The organism is Citricoccus sp. (assembly GCF_035445025.1).
In the GTDB taxonomy this organism is placed as follows: domain Bacteria; phylum Actinomycetota; class Actinomycetes; order Actinomycetales; family Micrococcaceae; genus Citricoccus.
The window spans coordinates 3520-21561 of sequence record NZ_DAOMPX010000043.1; the positions used below are offsets into that span (position 1 = coordinate 3520).

An 18042-nucleotide genomic window follows, 5' to 3' on the forward strand; every position below is an offset into this window, starting at 1 on the left:
GGCCGAGCGGGTCAGAGCAGGCCGAGCGGGTCGATGGCCTGGCCGTCGAGGATGGTCTCGAAGTGCAGGTGGCAGCCCGTGGAGTTGCCGGTGGATCCGGTGTACCCGATGACCTGCCCACGCCGCACCTGTTGCCCGGGTGAGACGGTCGACCGGGTCATGTGGTGGTACTTGGTGGCCAGCGCGCGGCCGTTGACCACGCCGTGGGAGATGACCACGCGATTGCCGGACGACCACACGGCCCAGTCGGCGTTCCAGACCTCCCCGGCGGCGGCGGCCTTGATCGGGACCCCGCAGCCCCCGCCGAAGTCGATGCCCGTGTGCACGTAGCCCCCGGCGCCACCGTAGTCGAACGTGCCGGCCGGCGTCGCGCGCCAGCCGAACCCGGAGGTGAGGTAGGTGCTGATCGGCATCTGCAGTCCCCACCCGGAGGAACCGGCCTGCTGCTCCGCCTGCCGGGCGCGCCTCTCGGCGGCCACGGCGGCCCGGTCCGCCCGGTCGGCCGCGTCCTGGGCCCGGCGCGCGGCGGCCCGGTCGGCCGCGGCGGCGGCCTGACGGGCCTTGCGGGCCGCTTCCTCGGCCGCCCGACGCTTGCGCTCGGCCTCTGCCACCGCCTCGCTGTGCTGGCGCTGCAGGTCGGACTGGCGACTGGACTGGGCGGTCAGCGCCCGCTGGCGCTGGGCGATCTGCCGGTTGACCTGGTCCTGGGCCGCCCGGTTGGCGTCGATCTGGGCCTGGATCTTCGGTCGCTGGGCCTTGAGCTCATCGGTCAGCCTCGAGGTGTCCGTCACCATGCCGTCCAGTGCGCGCTTGGCGCGGGAGGCCTCGTCGCGGGCCTGCTTCTCGCGGTCCAGGGCCTTCTCGGCCTCGGCGCGCAGGTCACGGATCTCGGCCTCGACGGCAGCCAGCCGGACCTCGGCGTTCACGTCCGTGGCGCGGGTCTGGGAGACGGAGGAGATCCTGTTGTTCTGGATCCGCATGGCCTGGTCGGCCAAGCCCACGGCGTCCGGCAGGGACGAGTCACTCAGGCCGAGCATGAACGCCAGGTCCGAGGAGACGCCGCCCTGCTTGTAGGCCTGGTTGGCGATCTGGCCGATCTCCTGCCGGGCGGTGTCCAGTTCCCTCTCGCTCGCCCTGACCTCGGCGAGGAGCTCGGCCCGGCTGGACTCGGCCCGGTGGACCCGCTCCTGCAGGGACTGGACCTCGGCCGTGGCCGCCGAGACCCGGCTCTCCGCCGCGGAGAGGGCCTCCTGGGCCCCGGGCAACCGGTCCTGGAGCCGGTTGAGTTCGCGGATCTTGTCCGCGATCTCCGAGTCCAGGCCCTCCAGCGAGGCGTCGAGGTCACCCCTCCGGCCCTGGAGCGACGACTGCTGCCCGCCGAGGTCACCCAGCTCCTCGTTGATCCGGGACTTCTCGCGCTCGGCCTGGTCGATCTGCCGCTGCAGGTCGTCGATGCCGCCCTGGGCCAGGGCGGCGCCGCCCATGGACAGGGTCAGGACGGTGACGAGCCCTGCGCCCAGGATGGCGCGGGACAGCCGGCCTCGCTTCATGGTGTTCCTCCGGTGGTGCGGTCGCGATGTGGACACAGTGGTGTCCGTGCAGGTCAGACGGGGGTCACACCTTAAGGTAGCGCCTCAGGGTGAGCAGGGATGACGCGGCGGCCAGGACGACCGCGACGGCGAGCAGGAGGGGCACCAGCATCAGGGCGTCCCCCCCGGCGATGAATCCGGTGCCGGGATACTGCCGGGTCAGCCAGTCCCCGATGAAGAACTCGGCGATGGCCCACGAGGTTCCGCTGGCCAGCACGGCCCCGAGCAGGGCGGCGATCACGCCCTCGAGCAGGAACGGGAGCTGGATCATGGTCTTCGAGGCGCCCACCAGGCGCATGATGCCCGTCTCCCGCCGCCGGGAGAAGGCGGAGAGGCGGATGGTCGTGGCGATGAGCAGCACGGCGCAGACGAGCATCACCCCGGCCACCGACACCGCGATCACCGACGCCATGTTCATCAGGGAGAAGATCTGTTCCAGCAGTTGCCGCTGGTCCGAGACCAGTTCGACGCCGGGCATCGAGGAGAACAGCTCGTTGACGACCTCGTACTGTTCCGGGTCCACGAGCGCCACCCGGAAGGACTCGGGCAACTGCTCGGCGGTCACGGTCCCGGCCATCGCGGAGTTCTTGAACTGCTCCTGGAAGATCTGCAGGGCCTGGTCCTGGGACTCGTACTCGTAGCTCTTGACGTACGGTGCGGCCGTGGGCGACTCCAGCAGGTGCCGGACCGCCTCGCGCTGGCCGTCGGTCACGGGACCGGTGGCGCAGGAGGCCGTGGTCGAGGTCCCGGTGCACAGGAAGATGGCCACCTCCACCCGGTCGTACCAGTAGCCCTTCATCTGGTTGATCTGCAGCTGCAGCAGGCCCGCGGCCCCCACGAAGGTCAGGGAGATGAAGGTCACCAGGACCACCGAGACCACCATGGACAGGTTGCGGCGGATGCCGGAGAGGGTCTCCCCGAGGATGAACGCGAACCTCATCGGCGGCCCTCCTCCGTCCCGGTCCGCGCCGTGCCGGTCCGTGCCGTGCCGGCCTGTACCGGCCCGGGAGGCACTGCGCGTATCCCTGCGTCCGTGTCCGTGTCCGTGTCTGCGCTCGCGCCTGTGCCGGTGTCCGTGCTCGTCTGGACGGTCTCCCCCGCTGTCGCCGCCCAGTCGTCCGCCGGCGGCACCGGCGCGGTGCGGTACTGGCCGGCCTGTTCGTCCCGGACGATCCGCCCCTCGCGCAGTTCCACCACGCGCCGGCGCATCTGGTTGACGATGTCGTGGTCGTGGGTGGCCATCACCACGGTGGTGCCGTTCTCGTTGATCTGGTCCAGCACGGCCATGATCCCCAGGGAGGTCTCCGGGTCCAGGTTGCCGGTGGGCTCGTCCGCCAGCAGGATGTCCGGTCGGTTGACGATGGCGCGGGCGATGGCCACCCGCTGCTGCTCCCCGCCGGAGAGCTCGTGCGGCAGGCGCCGCTCCTTGCCGTCCAGGCCCACGGTGCGCAGGACCTGCGGAACGGTCTGGCGGATCTGCCCGCGCCCCTTGCCGAGCACCTGCATGGCGAAGGCGACGTTGGCGAAGACGGTCTTGTTGGGCAGCAGGCGGAAGTCCTGGAAGACCACGCCGATGCTGCGGCGCAGGCGGGGCACCCGCCAGCCCGGCAGCCTGGCCACGTTGCGGCCGGCCACGTAGACCGCTCCGGCGCTGGCCCGCTCCTCCCGGAGCATCAGGCGGATGAACGTCGACTTTCCGGAGCCGGAGGCACCCACGAGGAACACGAACTGACCGCGCTCGAACTCCACCGTCACGTCCTGCAGCGCCGGACGGGAACGGCGGTCGTAGACCTTGGTGACCTGCTCGAACCGGATCATCTTCCACACTCGCCCACGGACAGGATGCCCTGCGGCACCCGGGGCTGGGTCGGGAGAAGGCTCGGTGCCGGCCCCGTCCACGATAGTCACGGGAAGGTAACACTCGTGGGATCTCGCGTCCGGAATCAGGCGTGTCATCCCGGACCACCGTCGGCGATGATCAGCATCGACCCCGGTCAGCCGGGCGTTGGGGTCAGGAGGGTGCGCCGAGCCCCGCGGTGATGATCTCGGCCACGGTCCGGGCGCCCCCGGGAGCCATCACGATCGAGTAATGGTTGGTCCCGGGCACTTCCGTGACCGTCAGGTGCCGTGCCAGGGCAGGGACCCGGCCCCGCCAGGACGCGATGTAGTCCTCGCTGAACAGTCCGGGTTCCTCGTTGAACAGGCCCCTGCGGCTCCAGAGCAGGTGTGCCGGGACGGCGAGCTCGTCGATCGCCCGCAGGAGGGAACCGCCCCCCTGCAGCTCGGTGGTGTCCTGGGCCATGGCCTCGTAACGGGTGGCCGGGCGCAGCGCGGCCCCGTCCGGTTCCAGGTCATAGGTGATGTAGTCCTCCATCAGCGCCGCCGTGCTGCTGCCCGGGGTCCAGGCGTCGAGGAACGCCGGGTGCAGCAGCCAGAACCGGCGGTAGTCCTCCACCGAGCCGAAGCGCATCGCGAGCCGTTCGGCCACCGGGCCCAGCACGGCCTGGACCACCTGCTGTGGATCGAGGCCGGCGGGGACCCTCAGGGGGATGCCGCCGTCCACCAGGACCACGGAACGCACCCGGTGCGGGTGCCGGTGCGCGAGCACCAGGGTGACGAAGGCGCCCATGGAGTGCCCGACGACGACGACCGGGCCGGTGGCCGTCTCGCCCAGGACGGCGGCCAGGTCATCGGCGTGGGCCGGCATCCCGTACGGCCCCGGCAGGGCACTGGACCGGCCCCGGCCGCGCAGGTCGGGGGCGATGATCCGGACCCCGGGCAGCGCCTGGGCAAGCAGGCCGAAACTGCGATGGGAGGCCGAGACCCCGTGGACGGCCAGGATCGTCGGGGCTGCCGGGTCGCGCGGACCCCACAGGCCCACCGTCATCCGCCCACCGGTCACGGCGACCGTGGTCTGGCGGTAGTCCGGACCGAGGTCCGTGTGGCGGTGGTTCCGCGCCACCGGAGAGGACGCGTCAGCGGCCAGTGATGTCTCGGACATGGTCCGTTCCTTCCCGGTCCATCGCCCCGGGCGCCAGCGCCCGCTCGATGAACTCCATCATGGTGTCGAAGACGTGGTCGGGGACGTCCCCCGTGCCCTCACGCGTGGCGCCGTCCTGGTCCTGGGGCCAGAGCACCCAGCGCATGCCGATGATCTCGCCGATGCCCATCAGGGCCCAGGCGACCACCTCCGGGTCCATGCGGTGCACCTCACCGGACCGCTGGCCCTGCTCGATGCCCTGGGCGTAGCCGTCCACGATGCGGGAGTAGTGCAACCGCAGCGCGTCCGGTGAGGCGAACTCGGCCTGCCGGATGATCCGGTACAGCGCCGGGTGCTCGGCGGTGAAGCGGAAGAACGCCCGGAAGCCCGCGCGTTCGGAGGCGATGCGTCCGGCGTCGGCCTCCGCCAGGGCGGCATCGGTCATGGCACGCCGCACCCGCCGGTTGAGGTCCATCACGACCTCGTTGAAGATCTCCTGCTTGCCCTCGAAGTAGAGGTAGAAGGTCCCCAGGCCGCAGCCCGCCTCCTCGGTGATCTTCACGATCGAGGCCGCCGGGTAGCCCAGCTCCGCGAAGACCTTCTCGGCGGCGTCCAGCAGTCTCCTGCGGGTACGCAGCCCCCGTGCGGTGAGCACGGTGCCCTTGGTGGTGGTGGGCACCTCCTCGCCGCCGGGCGTGTCCGTGTCCGGATGCAGCGGTTCAATGGCCATGGTGAGTCCTTTCCCGGGCCGGGGGCCGCAGTCGGCCCCGGGCGATCTTCTCCAGGCCCGTCCGGGGCAGGTCCGGGACGAAGGTGTAGTGGGTGGGCTGCTTGTACCCGGCCAGCAGCCGTGCGCAGTGCTCGCGCAGTTCAGTCTCGTCCACGGGCACTCCGGAGCGGCGGACCACGAACGCGTGCCCGGTCTCCCCCCAGCGCTCGTGCGGCGTCCCGACGACGGCGGCGGCGGCCACGGCCGGATGCGCGGTGAGGACCTGTTCCACCTCGGCGGGGACCACGTTCTCCCCGCCCGAGACGAAGATGTCCTTGAGACGGTCCACGATGCGGAAGTACCCCTCCGCGTCGCGCTCCACCAGGTCGCCGGTGTGCAGCCAGCCGCCGCTCAGGGCCCGGGCGGTGGCCTCCGGATCACGGAAGTAACCGGCGAAGACGCTGGGGCCGCCCACCAGCAGTTCCCCGGTGGCGGGGCCCTCCAGCAGCCGGCCGGTGACCGGGTCCGCGACGGCGACCTCGACGTGGGGGTAGGGCCGTCCCATCCAGCCCACCTTCTCGCGCGCGTCCTCGGCCGGCAGGGAGAGCACGTTGGGACCCGCCTCGGTCAGTCCGTAGCCCTGGACCAGCGGCACGTCGCGGGCGTGCCAGGCCCGCATCAACGCCGGCGGCATGGACGCCCCGCCGACCACGGCCAGCCGGAGGCTGGACAGGTCCGTGGTGGCGAACCGCGGGTGCTCGGCGAGCATGAGGTACTGCGCGGGGACCGCCATCAGCGTGGTGATCGAGCGGTCCTCGATCAGGGAGAGGACCCGTCCGGCGTCGAAGGTCCGTTCCATGACCACCGTGGCGCCGGACCACCACGCCAGCAGGGGCTGGATGTTCCAGCCCCCGGTGTGGAATTGGGGCAGGACGGCCAGCACCACGTCGGAGGAGGTGATCTCGAGGGTGCGGGACAGGGCCAGGTTGTTCCAGAAGCAGTTGGCGTGGGTCAGCACTACCGCCTTCGAGGCTCCCTCGGTCCCGGACGTGAAGGGCATCAGCACCGGGTCGTCGTCCTGCACGGGGCTACCGGGCGCCCGTTCCTCCGCCCGGTAGCCCCGGCCCGTCCCTCGCCGGTGCGGGGCCGGAACCTCCTCCTCGATACCGGACCGCCCCGGGCGCACGCGGGACGGGGGCATCGGCAGCAGGGCGCAGGCCTCGGCGGCCAGCGACCCGAAGTCCTCCTCCACCACGAGCAGGGCGGGATCCGCGGTCTCCAGCTGGACGGCCACCTCGGCGGGCCGCAGGCGCCAGGACAGCGGGGTGAGGACCAGGCCGGACTTGGCGCAGGCGAAGAACAGCACCACGTGGTCCGAGCTGTTGCCGGAGAGGGTGGCGACGCGCTCCCCCGGCCGGTAACCGGCGGCGACGAGTCTGCCCGCCAGTCGGGTCGCGCGGTCCTCGAGCTCCCGGTAGGTCAGGGCCACCCCGGCGTCGAGGATGGCGGTGCGGCCGGGAGTGGCGACGGCGCGGTCGGTGGTCCACCGGCCCAGGGTGTGCAGCGCCGCGTTCATTCGGCCTGCTCCAGGACCGTGACGGGGTCCTTGCCCGGCCGGCCCCGTCCGGAGCGGGCCGAGAGCCGCCGGACGAAACCCGCCAGGCCACCCGGCATGAACAGCACCACCAGGACGAACAGCGTGCCCAGCAGGAACAGCGGTTCGGACAGCGGCACCCTCAGCAGGGCCGGCATCGACTGGATGGCCTCGGACTGGGCGAGCACCGTGAGCCGCTGGTCGAGCAGCGTGTACAGCACGCCGCCCACCACGGCTCCCCACCGGGACCCGACGCCGCCGAGGACCACCATGACGAGCAGCGTGATGGTGAAGTCCGCCGAGACGGTCCTCGGGACGGCACCGGACTGCAGCAACAGGTGCACCATGCCGACGCAGCCGGCCAGGGTGCCGCCCACCACGAAGATCAGCAGCTTGGCCAGGTAGGGCTTCAGTCCCAGCACCCTGACGCGGTTCTCGTTCTCGCGCACGGCCTCGGCGAGGTGGCCGGCCCGCGAGTTCTGGATCCAGCTGACGATGGCGAAGACGATGATCAGCACGGCCAGCGCGAGCCAGTACAGGTTCCGGGTGTTGGACACCCCTACCAGGAAGGCGGGGACCTGCTCCGTGTTCAGGCTCAGCCCCTCCTCGCCCCCGGTGGCACCGTCCGGGTTGCGCCGCACCAGCACCGAGCCGGCCTGGGCGAACGCCAGGGTGACCATGGCGAACGGGATGCCGCTGACCCGCAGGGCCACCGCACCGGTGACGTTGGCCAGGATGACCACGACGAGCAGCGTGAGGAGCATCGCCGGGATCAGTCCCATGCCGGTGCGTTCGAGCAGGATGCCCAGGACGTAGGCGCCGGCTCCGACGTACAGGGCGTGCCCGAAGGACAGCAGTCCGGCCACGCCGATCAGCAGGTGGTACGTCAGGGCCGCCGCGCCCATCAGCAGGCACAGCGCCATCAGCTGCAGGGCACCCGGCTGGTAGGTGGCGGTGGGGAGGATGCCGGGGAGCTGGATGTTCAGCAGCGGCAGCAGGGCCAGGGCCACGACCCCGGCGACGGCGGCGACGCCGCCGATGATCCGACGGCGGGCCGGGGACCGGCCGGGGCCGGAGGGGCCCGGTGTCGTGGGCGGGGTGAGGGAGGCCTTGAGCCGGTCCGTGGCGGAGGACCCCTCCCGGCCCCCGCGGCCGCCGTGCTGGTCCTTGAGTTCTTCCGTGGAGGCGCTCATGCGGTGGCCACCTTTCGTCCCATGAGTCCGGAGGGCCTGGTCAGCAGTACGACGGCCAGCAGGATGACGACCACGAAGTCGCCGATGCTCCAGAAGTAGTTGGCGAACTGTTGCAGCACCCCGACGAGCACGGAGGCGACCGCCGCACCGGCCAGGGAGCCGAGGCCACCGATGACGGTGACGATGAAGGCGAAGATCAGCAGCGATCCGCCCAGCAGGGGCGAGACGTAGCCGAAGTAGTGGCTGGCCAGGACACCGCCGATCCCGGCCGCGGCGCCGCCGATGGTGAAGACCAGGGTGAACGCCCGTCGGACGTCGATGCCCAGGGCCGTGACCATGGAGCGGTTCTCCACGCCGGCGCGGATGATCATGCCGTAACGGGTCCTCTTCAGGAACAGCACCATGCCGGCCAGCACCAGCCCGGCGATGAGGATGGTGATGAACAGGTGGTTGGGGACCTGGGCCCCCAGGATGTTGGTGGTCATGCCCATCCAGGTGGGGCCCTGGATGAAGACGGGGTCGGTGCCCCAGATGCCCTCGAACAGCGCGATGGCCGCGAGGTTGAGTCCGACCGTGACCAGGACCTGTTCGATGTGCCGTTCGTACAGCGGGCGGATGAGGACGAACTCCGTCAGCGCGGCCAGCAGTGCGCCGACGAGGCAGCCGACCAGCAGGGACAGCGCGAAGCCGCCCCAGGAGTCGGCCCCCATGACCCGCGCCGTCTCCCAGCCGATGAGGGCGCCGAGGGTGAGGAACGCGCCGTGAGCGAAGTTCAGCACGCCCATCAGGCCGTAGATCAGGGACAGTCCGGAGGCCACCAGGAAGTAGACGGCGCCGAGGCCGATCCCGGTGACCAGCAGGAGGAGGATGGTGTCCATGGGTCAGGCTCCTTCGTGAGCTGGCCCCGTGCCCACGCCGAGGTGGCGGGTGACGAGGGTGTCGTCCTCGAGGAACGACGTGGCGGAGTCCGTGGTGTGGACCACGTGGCCGTCCGAGAGCACGATGGCCCCGGCGGCGAGCTGGCGGACGACCGCCAGGTTCTGCTCGACGAGCAGGATCGGCACCGTCTTGGCGGCCTCCTCGAGCGCGTCGGCGACCTCGCCGACGATCTTGGGGGCCAGGCCCTTGGTGGGCTCGTCCACGAGCAGCACGCGGTTCTCGTTCATCAGCGCCCGGGCCAGGGAGACCATCTGCTGCTGTCCCCCGGACAGGGAGCCGGCGGCCTGCTGCGCTCGCTTGACCAGGTCCGGGAACAGGGACTCCACGAGCTCCCGCCGGGGATGGTCGTCCCGTTCCGACAGGCGCAGGTTCTCGGCCACGCTCAGTCCGGCGAAGACCTCCCGGTCCTCCGGGACGTAGCCGACCCCGCGCTGGACGATCCGGTGGGTGGGCAGGGCCTGGATGGGCTGGCCCTGGAGTTCCACCGTTCCGGCGTCCCGGTGGATCAGGCCGAGGATGGCCTTGATGGTCGAGGTCTTGCCGACGCCGTTGCGCCCGAGCAGGGCGGTGATGCCGGTGGCCGGAACGGAGAAGGTGACGTCCTCCACGACCTGCTGGCCGCCGATGGAGGCCTTCAGGTTCCTGACGGACAGGACGGGGGCGGGGTGGGTGCCGCCCGCCGGCACGGGAGCCGGGGTGCGCTGCACTGTGGTGCTCATGGCTCAGGCCACCTGTCCCATCTCGCCGAGGTAGGCCGCCTGGACCTCCGCGTTGGCCATGATCTGCTCCGGCTGGTCCACGGCCAGCAGCGAGCCCTGGTGCATCACCGCCACCCGGTCCACGAGGCCGAGCACGACCTCCATGTGGTGTTCGACCATCATCAGGGTGCGGCCGGACTCCCGGTGGATGCCGCGGATGATCTCCATGAGTCCCGGCACGTCCCCCGACCCGACGCCGGCCATGGGCTCGTCCAGCAGGATGAGCTCGGGGTCGGTGGCGAGCAGCATGGCGATCTCCACCTTGCGCTTGTCCCCGTGGGAGAGCCCCCCGGCCGCGGCGTCCGTCCGGTGCTGCAGGCCGACCCGTTCCAGGCAATCGGTGGCCCGGGTGGTGGCCGCGTCCCCCCGGCGCGGGAAGTGCAGCAGGGACAGCGAGCCGCCCTGCTGGGCCTGGGCGGCCAGGCGGACGTTCTCCAGCACGGACAGGCCCGGGAACAGCGAGGACGTCTGGAACGTGCGCCCCAGTCCGGCCTTCGCCCGCCGGTCGACCGGCAGGTGCGTGATGTCCCTGCCGTTCATGGTGATGCTTCCCTCGGTGGGTCGCATCAGGCCGGACACCAGGTTGAACAGGGTGGTCTTGCCGGCCCCGTTGGGGCCGATCACCCCGACCATCTCCCCGGGCGCGACCTCCAGGTCGATGTCCTGGAGGATGCGCGCTCCGCCGATGTGCAGGCCGATGCCCTGGAATCTCAGGGCAGGGGTCTGGGTGGTCATGATGGTCCTTTCGGGCAGGATCTGCGGGAGAGGGTCGGGGTGTTCAGGTCACTTCGCGGCGGTCGGCGGGGCGGCATCGGCCGCCCCGACGGTCTCGACCAGCTCCGGAGTCCACTCCGAGCCCTTCTGGACGAGCTTGGCCTGGTACATGTCCTGGACCAGGGCGTGGTCGTCCGCCCGCACCGTGGTGGTGCCCTTCGGCCCCCCGAACTCCCAGCCCTCGAGCGCGGTCACCATCGAGTCGACGTCGGTGCCGCCGCCCTCCTCGATCGCCTGGACGATCATCTGCCCGGCCACGAAGCCGTCCGGGGTGAACAGGTCCGGTTCGGCGCCCTGCTCCTCGACGTGCTCCATCATGAAGTCCTCGACCTCGTTCTGACCGGCGCCCGGGAAGTAGTGCGAGAGGAAGGAGATCTTCTCGCCGGCCGCCCCGTAGGCGCCGTAGGTCGCCTTGTTGGCCAGGCCGGTGACGATCGGGGCGGCCTCGAAGGCGCCCTGCTGCTCGAGGGCCTGCCACATGGAACCGGCGTTGGCACCGGCCCAGGCCACGAACACCAGGTCCGGCTTGGCGTCCACGATCTGTCGGGCGAACGGGGTGAACTCGGTGACGTCCTCGGGGACCAGGATGTCCGAGACCTCGGCGCCCTCGGCGCCCAGGACGCCCTCGACGGCGGCGACGTTGCCCTGGCCGAAGGCGTTGTCCTGGCCGAAGACGAGGACCTTGGAACCCTTCAGGTCGTCCACGAACTGACCGGCCGTGGCCACGTCCTGGATGGACTGGCGGCCGGAGCGGAAGGTGTAGTCGTTGATGCCGGTCACGGCGTCCGTGGCGGCCGGGCCGGAGATGTAGAGGATCTGGTTCTGCTCGGCCTGCTCGGCGAGCTTGAGGGCGATGCCCGAGACGGTGGTGCCGGCCAGGATCTTGTACTCCTTGCCGATCAGCTCCTTGGCGATGGAGACCCCCTTGTCCGGATCGCCGCCGTCGTCGTGGTAGGTCAGGTTGATCTTCGTCTCGCCGACCGTGCCGGTGCCGTCCGTGGCGTAGTCGATGCCGGCCTGCAGACCGGCGTAGTACTCCTCGCCGTAGGCTGCCAGCGGGCCGGTCTTGGAGTAGACGATGCCGACGTCCACGCTCTCGGGCGCCTCGGCGGCGCCGTCCTCCGATCCGGCGCCGGTCTGGGCCGTCGGGGCGCAGGCGGTGAGGGTCAGTCCGGCGGCGAGGATGCCGGCGGCCATGATCTTGGTGGGGTTCTTCACGAGTGGGCCTTTCCATGAGGACCAGGGGTGCGGTGGTTCGATGGTCGGGAGGCTGCTCCCGCGCGGGGGTGATCGCCCGGTCGCGACAGGGTCTCGAGGGCTCAACATGAAAGACGATTCAGGTTGTGCTCAGAGTATGTGTGAGGGATCACACCGGCGTCAAGGACATGGGAAAACTTTCCTGAATCAGGTCTCAGGTCGTCTCAATGCACCCCCGCCCCGACCGGGTGCCGGGTCCCGGACACGCAGAAGCCCGGCCACCCCTCGAGGGGTGGCCGGGCTCGCGGTGCCGGCGCGCCGCCGTCGGGACCGGATCCGGACCCGACGGCGGCGCGGTGCTCAGTGCAGTTCGGCGCCGGTGGACTGCCGGACCTGGTCCTCGCTGACGCCGGGGGCGGTCTCCACGAGCACCAGGCGGGGGAACTCGCCGGTCTTGTCCACGTCGATCACCGCCAGGTCGGTGATGATGCGGTCGACCACGCCCTTGCCGGTGAGCGGCAGGTCGCACTCGGCGAGGATCTTCGGGGTGCCGTCCTTGGCCGTGTGGTCCATCAGCACGATGACCGTGCCCGCGCCGTGGACCAGGTCCATGGCCCCGCCCATGCCCTTGACCATCTTGCCCGGCACCATCCAGTTGGCCAGGTCGCCGTTCTGGGCCACCTGCATCCCGCCGAGGACGGCCACGTCGATCTTGCCGCCGCGGATCATCCCGAACGAGGTGGCGGAGTCGAAGAACGAGGCCCCCGGGTTCACGGTGACGGTCTCCTTGCCGGCGTTGATCAGGTCCGGGTCCACCTGGTCCTCCGCGGGGTAGGGCCCCACGCCGAGGATCCCGTTCTCGGACTGGAGGACGACGGTGCGGCCGTCCGGGATGTGGTTGGGGATCAGGGTCGGCATGCCGATGCCCAGGTTCACGTAGGCCCCGTCCGGCAGTTCCTGGGCGGCCCGGGCGGCCATCTGGTCACGGGTCCAGCCCTGCAGCCGGGTCTGGGTGCTCTGTTCGGTGCTCATCAGGCGTCCTTGTCCGTCGTGGAGGCGGTCCGCACGGTCCGCTTCTCGATTCGCTTCTCGATGTCCTGGCCGACCTCCACGACCCGGTGCACGTACACCCCGGGCAGGTGGACCTGGTCGGGGTCGATCTCCCCGGGCTCGACCAGGCGCTCGACCTGGGCGATGCAGACCTTGCCGGACATCGCCGCCGGTGGGGCGAACTGCCGCGTGGCCTTGTTGAACACGAGGTTGCCGTGCCGGTCGCCGACGGCGGCGTGGACCAGCGCGTAGTCGGTGACGATCGACTCCTCGAGGGCGTACTGCTTCTCCCCCGTGCCGCCCAGGTCGAAGGTCCGGATGTCCTTGGGATCGGAGGACTTCGCCACGGTGCCGTCGGGGTTGTACTTCATCGGCAGGCCGCCCTCGGCGACCTGGGTGCCGACCCCGGAACGGGTGAAGAAGGCGGGGATCCCCGCTCCCCCGGCCCGCAGCTTCTCCGCCAGGGTCCCCTGCGGCACCAGCTCGACCTCCAGCTCGCCCTCCAGGTACTGGCGGGCGAACTCCTTGTTCTCCCCCACGTAGGAGGAGGTCATCTTGGAGATCCGGCCGGCGCCGAGCAGGATGCCCAGGCCCCAGCCGTCCACGCCGCAGTTGTTCGACACGATCGACAGGTCGCCGGCACCCTGCTCCAGCAGGGCCTCGATCAGCTGGATCGGGTTGCCGGACAGGCCGAAGCCGCCCACGGCGAGCGACGCGCCGTCCGGGATGTCGGCGACGGCCTCGGCAGCCGAGGCCACAGTCTTGTCCAGGGTCATGGTGCAGTTCTCCTTCTGAAGGGGGAGCTCCGTTGCTCCGGTGCCGGTGATTGCGGTTCTCAGCCGTCGGGTGGCAGAGCCGTCAGTGGGCGGTCCAGCCGCCGTCCATGGTGTACGACCCGCCGGTGACCATGCCGGCGGCATCGGAGGCCAGCCAGGTCGCCAGGGACCCGACCTCCTCCGGCTGGGTGAGCCGCTTGATGGCCGAGTCGGTGAGCATGATCTTCTCGACCACCTCGTCCTCGCCGATGCCGTGGGTGCGGGCCTGGTCCGCGATCTGCTTCTCCACCAGGGCGGTGCGGACATAACCGGGGTTGATGCAGTTGGAGGTGACCCCGTGCGGGCCTCCCTCCAGGGCCGTGACCTTGGACAGGCCCTCGAGGCCGTGCTTGGCGGCCACGTAGGCGCTCTTGAACGGCGAGGCCCGCAGCCCGTGGGCGGAGGAGATGTTGATGATCCGGCCCCAGCCGCGCTCGTACATGCCGGGCAGGACCGCGCGGATCAGCAGGAACGGCGACTCGAGCATCAGCCGGTGCATGAACCGCCAGTTCTCCGGGTCGAATTCGTGGATCGGGGACACCCGCTGGATGCCGGCGTTGTTGACGAGGATGTCCGTGTCCAGGTCCAGCCCGTCGAGGGCGGCGGTGTCGGACAGGTCCGAGACCCACGCCTCACCGCCCACCTCGGCGGCGAGGGCCTCGGCGGCCTCCGCGTTCATGTCGGCGACGGTCACGGTGGCGCCGGCTGCGGCGAAGGCACGCACGCACGCCTCACCGATGCCCGACGCCCCGCCGGTGACCACGGCGCGCCGGCCGGCCAGCGCGCCGTCGGCGATCACGCTCCCGGCCCTGCTCGGTTCCGGTGCTGTGTTCTGTTCGGTCATGGTCGGGCTGCCTTCCTGCGGACGGTGTTCAGGGGTGTTCACGGGTGGTCGGACGGGATCAGCGGCTCAGCAGCAGGGCCTCGCCCTGGCCACCGCCACCGCAGAGGGCGACGCCGGCCCGGCCGGTCCCCCGGCGGGAGAGTTCCAGTGCCGCGGTGAGCGCCAGCCGGGCACCGGAGGCGCCGATGGGGTGCCCGAGGGCGATGGCCCCGCCGTGGATGTTGGTCTTCTCCAGCGGGTAGCCGAGCTTGTCCAGCGAGTGCACGATGATCGAGCCGAAGGCCTCGTTGACCTCGAGGAAGTCGAGGTCATCCGTCGTCCACCCGGCCTTGGCCAGCGCCGCGGAGACGGCATTGGCGGGCTTGTCGTGCAGGGAGGAGTCCTCGGGTCCGGCCACCTGACCGGGGGCGCCGATGGTCGCCAGGATCTGCAGGCCCTTCTCCTCGGCGTAGGCGCGGGAGGTGACCACCACCGCGGCGGCGCCGTCGGAGATCGGCGAGGAGTTGCCAGCCGTGATGGTGCCGTCCTTGGCGAACGCCGGCTTCAGGGCGCCCAGGGACTCCACGGTGGTCTCCGCACGGACCCCCTCGTCCTGTGAGACGACGAGCGGATCACCCTTGCGCTGCGGGATCTCGATCGGGGCGATCTCCGCGTCGAAGACCCCTTCGGCCTGGGCGCGGGCGGCCCGCTGGTGCGAGGCCGCGGCGGCCTCGTCCTGCGGGGCCCGGCCGATCGTCCGCTCGGCGTTGCCCGCCTCGGTGAGCTCGCCCATCGCCTCATGGCTCAGGGCGTCGGTGAGGCCGTCGTGCGCCACGGAGTCCTGGACCGTCGTCGGACCGTACTTGTACCCCTTGCGGCCGCCCATCAGCAGGTGCGGTGCGTTGGTCATGGACTCCTGGCCACCGGCCACCACGACGCTCGCCTCGCCCAGCCGGATGAGCCTGGAGGCGTCGATCACGGCGGTGAGCCCGGACAGGCAGACCTTGTTGATGGTGGTTGCGGGGACCTCCCAGCCGATCCCGGCAGCCAGCGAGGACTGCCGGGCCGGGTTCTGGCCCTGGCCGGCCTGGATCACCTGTCCCATGATGACGCTGTCCACGTCCGCCGCCGCGACCCCCGAACGCTCCAGGGCGTGACGGATGGCGTGGGCGCCGAGGTCCACGGCGGACAGCGAGGCCTGCTGCGACAGCAGCCGGGTGAAGGGGGTGCGGGCCCCTCCGACGATCACGGCGTCCTGGGGTGAGGGGGTCGACGGTGTGGTGGTCATGGGATGCTCCTCTCCGGGCGATGCCCGGCACTGGATGTGAATATGGTCTCAGGTGATGACGCGCGTCACCAGCGGGCCGCGGTGCGGACCGGACCGGCTCAGAACGCGCCGGTGAAGGACACCACCGTGGTCAGCACCGCGACGGTGATGACGGGGATCACCAGGGTCACCATGCCGATGTCCTTGTAGGACTGGCGGTGGGTCATGCCGCAGACGAGCAGCAGGGTGACCACGGCACCGGAGTGCGGCAGGGTGTCCAGGCCACCGGCGGCCATGGCGGTGAGCCGGTGCATGGCCTCGAGGCTGACGCCCTGGTCCACGGCCATGTCCCGCAGCTGCTCACCGAAGGCGTTCAGGGCGATCGTCATGCCGCCCGAGGACGAACCGGTGATCGCGGCGGTGATGGAGGTGGACGCCACGGAGGTGACGAGGGCGTTGCCGCCCATGTTGAACACGGAGTCCCGCAGGACGGCGAAGGCGGCCACGGAGGCGACGACCGCGCCGTAACCCACCTCGGAGCCCGTGGAGAAGATCGGCAGCATGGCGCCCTTGGCGCCGTCGTAGAAGCCCTTCTTCAGTGCGGTGGCATGGCGGAGGTTGAGCGCGACGATCAGCAGCACGGCGGCGGTCAGGCCGACGGTCACGGCCCAGATCCCGGCGCGGGCCGAGAGGGTGACCCCACCGAACTTCTCCTCGTTGAGGTAGTCCCAGTTCAGGGCCGGGAAGATGAACAGGGTGCAGGCGAAGTTGACGGCGACCACCATCAGCAGCGGCAGGAACGGCACCACGGCGTTCGGCGGGGTCAGCAGGGCCGCGGAGGTGGGAGCGGCATCCGGGTTGGACTCGGTGTCCACGGCGGAGTTCTTCCGGTCCTCGTCCACGACCGCAGCCCCCGGACCGACGCCCTTGCCGTGGGAGACAGAGCCACCGGCGGTGGCCGTGGTCGCGCCGTGCTCGCGGTCGATGGCGTCCAGGGTGTCCGCGAAGTGCTCGCCCTTGGCCATCAGGGTCCGGCGGCGGTACTCCAGCCAGAGCAGGCCCAGGCCGCCGATCATCAGGGTGCCGATGAGGCCGATGCCGGGGGCGGCGAAGCCGTCGGTGCCGAAGAACTGGCCGGGGATGAGGTTCTGGACCTGCGGGGAGCCGGGCAGGGCGGTCATGGTGAAGGTGAAGATGCCCAGGGCGATGGTGCCCGGGATCAGCCGCTTCGGGATGTCCGCCATCCGGAAGAGCTCGCGGGCCAGCGGGAACATCACGAAGGCCACCACGAACAGGCTGATGCCGCCGTAGGTCATCAGCGCCGAGGTGACCACGGTGGCCAGCAGCGCGCTGCGGGCGCCGATCACGCGGGTCACCGAGCGGGCGATGGACTCCGCGTACCCGGTGGCGGTCATCAGCAGGCCGAAGATGGCCCCGAGCAGGAACACCGGGAAGTAGTTCATGACGAAGTTCGCCAGGGCCGGCATGAAGATCTCGGTGTAGGAGGCCAGGATGGGCGCCCCGGAGAAGACCAGGGCCACCACCGAGGCGATGGGTGCGGCGATGATGACCGGCATGCCCCGGTAGGCCAGCGTGATCAGCAGGGCCAGGGACAGGATGATGCCAAGAATCCCCAGGAGCATAGGAGAACCTCTCGAACGTGGGGTCACCGGCCCGGTGGGGCGGCGTCCCGCGACTGACGGAAACGGTGCGGTGTGACCCCGGTCACGCATGTGACGAGGACGACATCCACCAGCATGGCCCGGCCGCCGTGACGCGCGCTACGTAGAGGAGTTCAACAGTTCGTTCCGCGTTTCGTAGCCAGCTACAACAGCTCGTCACCGGGTCGAGTCCGTGTCCCCCGGTGGGCCGCGAGCGCCCAGGACGCCTCGATGAGCGTCTCCAGTTCGTGCACGTTCCCCCCGGTGAGCTCCTGGTACCTCTTGAGCCGGTAGCGCAGGGTGTTGACGTGCACCGGGATCGAGGCGGCGGCCAGCGGGATGCTCATCCCGTGGTCCAGGTACGCAGCCAGCGACTCCAGGATGAGCTCGCCGAAGGATCCCTCCTCGAGCACGGGGGCCACGTGCCGGGCGTGGAGCAGTTCCGTGGCCTCCGGGCTGGTGAGGATGCCCATGCGCCAGGAGAGCCGGTCCGCGTCCACGGCACCCTCCCAGCCCACCCGGCGCGCGGCCTCCAGGACCCGGGTGGCGCCGTCGAAGGACTCCCGCAGGTCGGCCAGGGGTACCCGCGGGCCCAGCGCGATGGTGACCCCGGACGCGGCAGGCACCGGGCCGGCGTCACCGGTGAGGATCCCGACGGCGCCCTCGCCGCGGGGAGCGGCCAGGGCGCGCGCC

Annotated in this window: 17 protein-coding genes; all 17 read right to left on the reverse strand. The window is 70.8% G+C overall.

Going from position 1 to position 18042, the window contains the following annotated elements; all coding sequences use genetic code 11:
• Positions 1 to 11: 11 nt before the first annotated feature.
• On the reverse strand, positions 12 to 1550 hold the full coding sequence (locus PLJ28_RS12140; RefSeq protein ID WP_183524485.1) for a M23 family metallopeptidase: 1539 nt from the start codon (positions 1548 to 1550) through the stop codon (positions 12 to 14).
• A 64-nt stretch (positions 1551 to 1614) separates the two neighbouring features.
• Positions 1615 to 2529: a permease-like cell division protein FtsX gene (gene ftsX, locus PLJ28_RS12145; RefSeq protein WP_183524482.1), complete on the reverse strand. Its 915-nt coding sequence runs from the start codon at positions 2527 to 2529 to the stop codon at positions 1615 to 1617.
• Positions 2526 to 3407, reverse strand: a complete 882-nt coding sequence (gene ftsE / locus PLJ28_RS12150; protein ID WP_324590174.1) for a cell division ATP-binding protein FtsE — start codon at positions 3405 to 3407, stop codon at positions 2526 to 2528. Before ftsE ends, ftsX begins: the two co-directional genes overlap by 4 nt.
• 193 nt (positions 3408 to 3600) lie before the next feature.
• Positions 3601 to 4590, reverse strand: coding sequence for an alpha/beta hydrolase (locus tag PLJ28_RS12155; protein ID WP_298045042.1), 990 nt, complete (start codon positions 4588 to 4590; stop codon positions 3601 to 3603).
• Positions 4565 to 5299, reverse strand: a complete 735-nt coding sequence (locus PLJ28_RS12160; RefSeq protein ID WP_221243336.1) for a TetR/AcrR family transcriptional regulator — start codon at positions 5297 to 5299, stop codon at positions 4565 to 4567. The genes PLJ28_RS12155 and PLJ28_RS12160 overlap by 26 nt, the downstream gene beginning before the upstream one ends.
• The gene (locus tag PLJ28_RS12165; RefSeq protein WP_298045044.1) at positions 5289 to 6854 is read right to left on the reverse strand and encodes a class I adenylate-forming enzyme family protein; all 1566 of its coding nucleotides are present in this window, start codon (positions 6852 to 6854) and stop codon (positions 5289 to 5291) included. Before PLJ28_RS12165 ends, PLJ28_RS12160 begins: the two co-directional genes overlap by 11 nt.
• Complete coding sequence (locus tag PLJ28_RS12170; protein ID WP_183524470.1) at positions 6851 to 8065, reverse strand: branched-chain amino acid ABC transporter permease; 1215 nt, start codon at positions 8063 to 8065, stop codon at positions 6851 to 6853. The genes PLJ28_RS12165 and PLJ28_RS12170 overlap by 4 nt, the downstream gene beginning before the upstream one ends.
• Positions 8062 to 8943, reverse strand: a complete 882-nt coding sequence (locus PLJ28_RS12175; RefSeq protein ID WP_010144280.1) for a branched-chain amino acid ABC transporter permease — start codon at positions 8941 to 8943, stop codon at positions 8062 to 8064. Before PLJ28_RS12175 ends, PLJ28_RS12170 begins: the two co-directional genes overlap by 4 nt.
• A gap of 3 nt (positions 8944 to 8946) precedes the next feature.
• The gene (locus PLJ28_RS12180; protein WP_183524467.1) at positions 8947 to 9723 is read right to left on the reverse strand and encodes an ABC transporter ATP-binding protein; all 777 of its coding nucleotides are present in this window, start codon (positions 9721 to 9723) and stop codon (positions 8947 to 8949) included.
• A 3-nt stretch (positions 9724 to 9726) separates the two neighbouring features.
• Positions 9727 to 10497 carry an ABC transporter ATP-binding protein gene (locus PLJ28_RS12185; protein ID WP_298045047.1) on the reverse strand — a complete coding sequence of 257 codons (771 nt, stop codon included), beginning with the start codon at positions 10495 to 10497 and terminating at the stop codon, positions 9727 to 9729.
• 48 nt (positions 10498 to 10545) lie between these two features.
• Complete coding sequence (locus PLJ28_RS12190) at positions 10546 to 11733, reverse strand: substrate-binding domain-containing protein (protein WP_221243486.1); 1188 nt, start codon at positions 11731 to 11733, stop codon at positions 10546 to 10548.
• Between the two features lie 360 nt (positions 11734 to 12093).
• Positions 12094 to 12765 carry a CoA transferase subunit B gene (locus PLJ28_RS12195; RefSeq protein ID WP_298045048.1) on the reverse strand — a complete coding sequence of 224 codons (672 nt, stop codon included), beginning with the start codon at positions 12763 to 12765 and terminating at the stop codon, positions 12094 to 12096.
• Complete coding sequence (locus PLJ28_RS12200) at positions 12765 to 13559, reverse strand: CoA transferase subunit A (RefSeq protein WP_010144275.1); 795 nt, start codon at positions 13557 to 13559, stop codon at positions 12765 to 12767. The genes PLJ28_RS12195 and PLJ28_RS12200 overlap by 1 nt, the downstream gene beginning before the upstream one ends.
• Positions 13560 to 13641: 82 nt before the next feature.
• On the reverse strand, positions 13642 to 14442 hold the full coding sequence (locus PLJ28_RS12205) for a 3-hydroxybutyrate dehydrogenase (RefSeq protein WP_298045050.1): 801 nt from the start codon (positions 14440 to 14442) through the stop codon (positions 13642 to 13644).
• 58 nt (positions 14443 to 14500) lie between these two features.
• A complete protein-coding gene (locus tag PLJ28_RS12210; protein WP_324590175.1) occupies positions 14501 to 15709 on the reverse strand; it encodes an acetyl-CoA C-acetyltransferase in 1209 nt (402 codons plus the stop codon).
• A gap of 98 nt (positions 15710 to 15807) precedes the next feature.
• Positions 15808 to 17331, reverse strand: coding sequence for a GntP family permease (locus PLJ28_RS12215; protein ID WP_298045053.1), 1524 nt, complete (start codon positions 17329 to 17331; stop codon positions 15808 to 15810).
• 182 nt (positions 17332 to 17513) lie between these two features.
• Positions 17514 to 18042, reverse strand: a 529-nt coding sequence (locus tag PLJ28_RS12220) for a PucR family transcriptional regulator (RefSeq protein ID WP_324590176.1), incomplete at its 5' end; no start/stop codon positions are given.

What these genes read in the sequence shown, in the direction of transcription:
- ftsE (WP_324590174.1), bottom strand. Translation starts at nt 3,407, where the DNA reads ATGATCCGGTTCGAGCAGGTCACCAAGGTCTACGACCGCCGTTCCCGT.
- PLJ28_RS12215 (WP_298045053.1), bottom strand. Translation starts at nt 17,331, where the DNA reads ATGCTCCTGGGGATTCTTGGCATCATCCTGTCCCTGGCCCTGCTGATC.
- PLJ28_RS12175 (WP_010144280.1), bottom strand. Translation starts at nt 8,943, where the DNA reads ATGGACACCATCCTCCTCCTGCTGGTCACCGGGATCGGCCTCGGCGCC.
- PLJ28_RS12195 (WP_298045048.1), bottom strand. Translation starts at nt 12,765, where the DNA reads ATGAGCACCGAACAGAGCACCCAGACCCGGCTGCAGGGCTGGACCCGT.
- PLJ28_RS12210 (WP_324590175.1), bottom strand. Translation starts at nt 15,709, where the DNA reads ATGACCACCACACCGTCGACCCCCTCACCCCAGGACGCCGTGATCGTC.
- PLJ28_RS12155 (WP_298045042.1), bottom strand. Translation starts at nt 4,590, where the DNA reads ATGTCCGAGACATCACTGGCCGCTGACGCGTCCTCTCCGGTGGCGCGG.
- PLJ28_RS12185 (WP_298045047.1), bottom strand. Translation starts at nt 10,497, where the DNA reads ATGACCACCCAGACCCCTGCCCTGAGATTCCAGGGCATCGGCCTGCAC.
- PLJ28_RS12140 (WP_183524485.1), bottom strand. Translation starts at nt 1,550, where the DNA reads ATGAAGCGAGGCCGGCTGTCCCGCGCCATCCTGGGCGCAGGGCTCGTC.
- PLJ28_RS12180 (WP_183524467.1), bottom strand. Translation starts at nt 9,723, where the DNA reads ATGAGCACCACAGTGCAGCGCACCCCGGCTCCCGTGCCGGCGGGCGGC.
- PLJ28_RS12205 (WP_298045050.1), bottom strand. Translation starts at nt 14,442, where the DNA reads ATGACCGAACAGAACACAGCACCGGAACCGAGCAGGGCCGGGAGCGTG.
- PLJ28_RS12160 (WP_221243336.1), bottom strand. Translation starts at nt 5,299, where the DNA reads ATGGCCATTGAACCGCTGCATCCGGACACGGACACGCCCGGCGGCGAG.
- PLJ28_RS12170 (WP_183524470.1), bottom strand. Translation starts at nt 8,065, where the DNA reads ATGAGCGCCTCCACGGAAGAACTCAAGGACCAGCACGGCGGCCGCGGG.
- PLJ28_RS12200 (WP_010144275.1), bottom strand. Translation starts at nt 13,559, where the DNA reads ATGACCCTGGACAAGACTGTGGCCTCGGCTGCCGAGGCCGTCGCCGAC.
- PLJ28_RS12190 (WP_221243486.1), bottom strand. Translation starts at nt 11,733, where the DNA reads ATGGCCGCCGGCATCCTCGCCGCCGGACTGACCCTCACCGCCTGCGCC.
- ftsX (WP_183524482.1), bottom strand. Translation starts at nt 2,529, where the DNA reads ATGAGGTTCGCGTTCATCCTCGGGGAGACCCTCTCCGGCATCCGCCGC.
- PLJ28_RS12165 (WP_298045044.1), bottom strand. Translation starts at nt 6,854, where the DNA reads ATGAACGCGGCGCTGCACACCCTGGGCCGGTGGACCACCGACCGCGCC.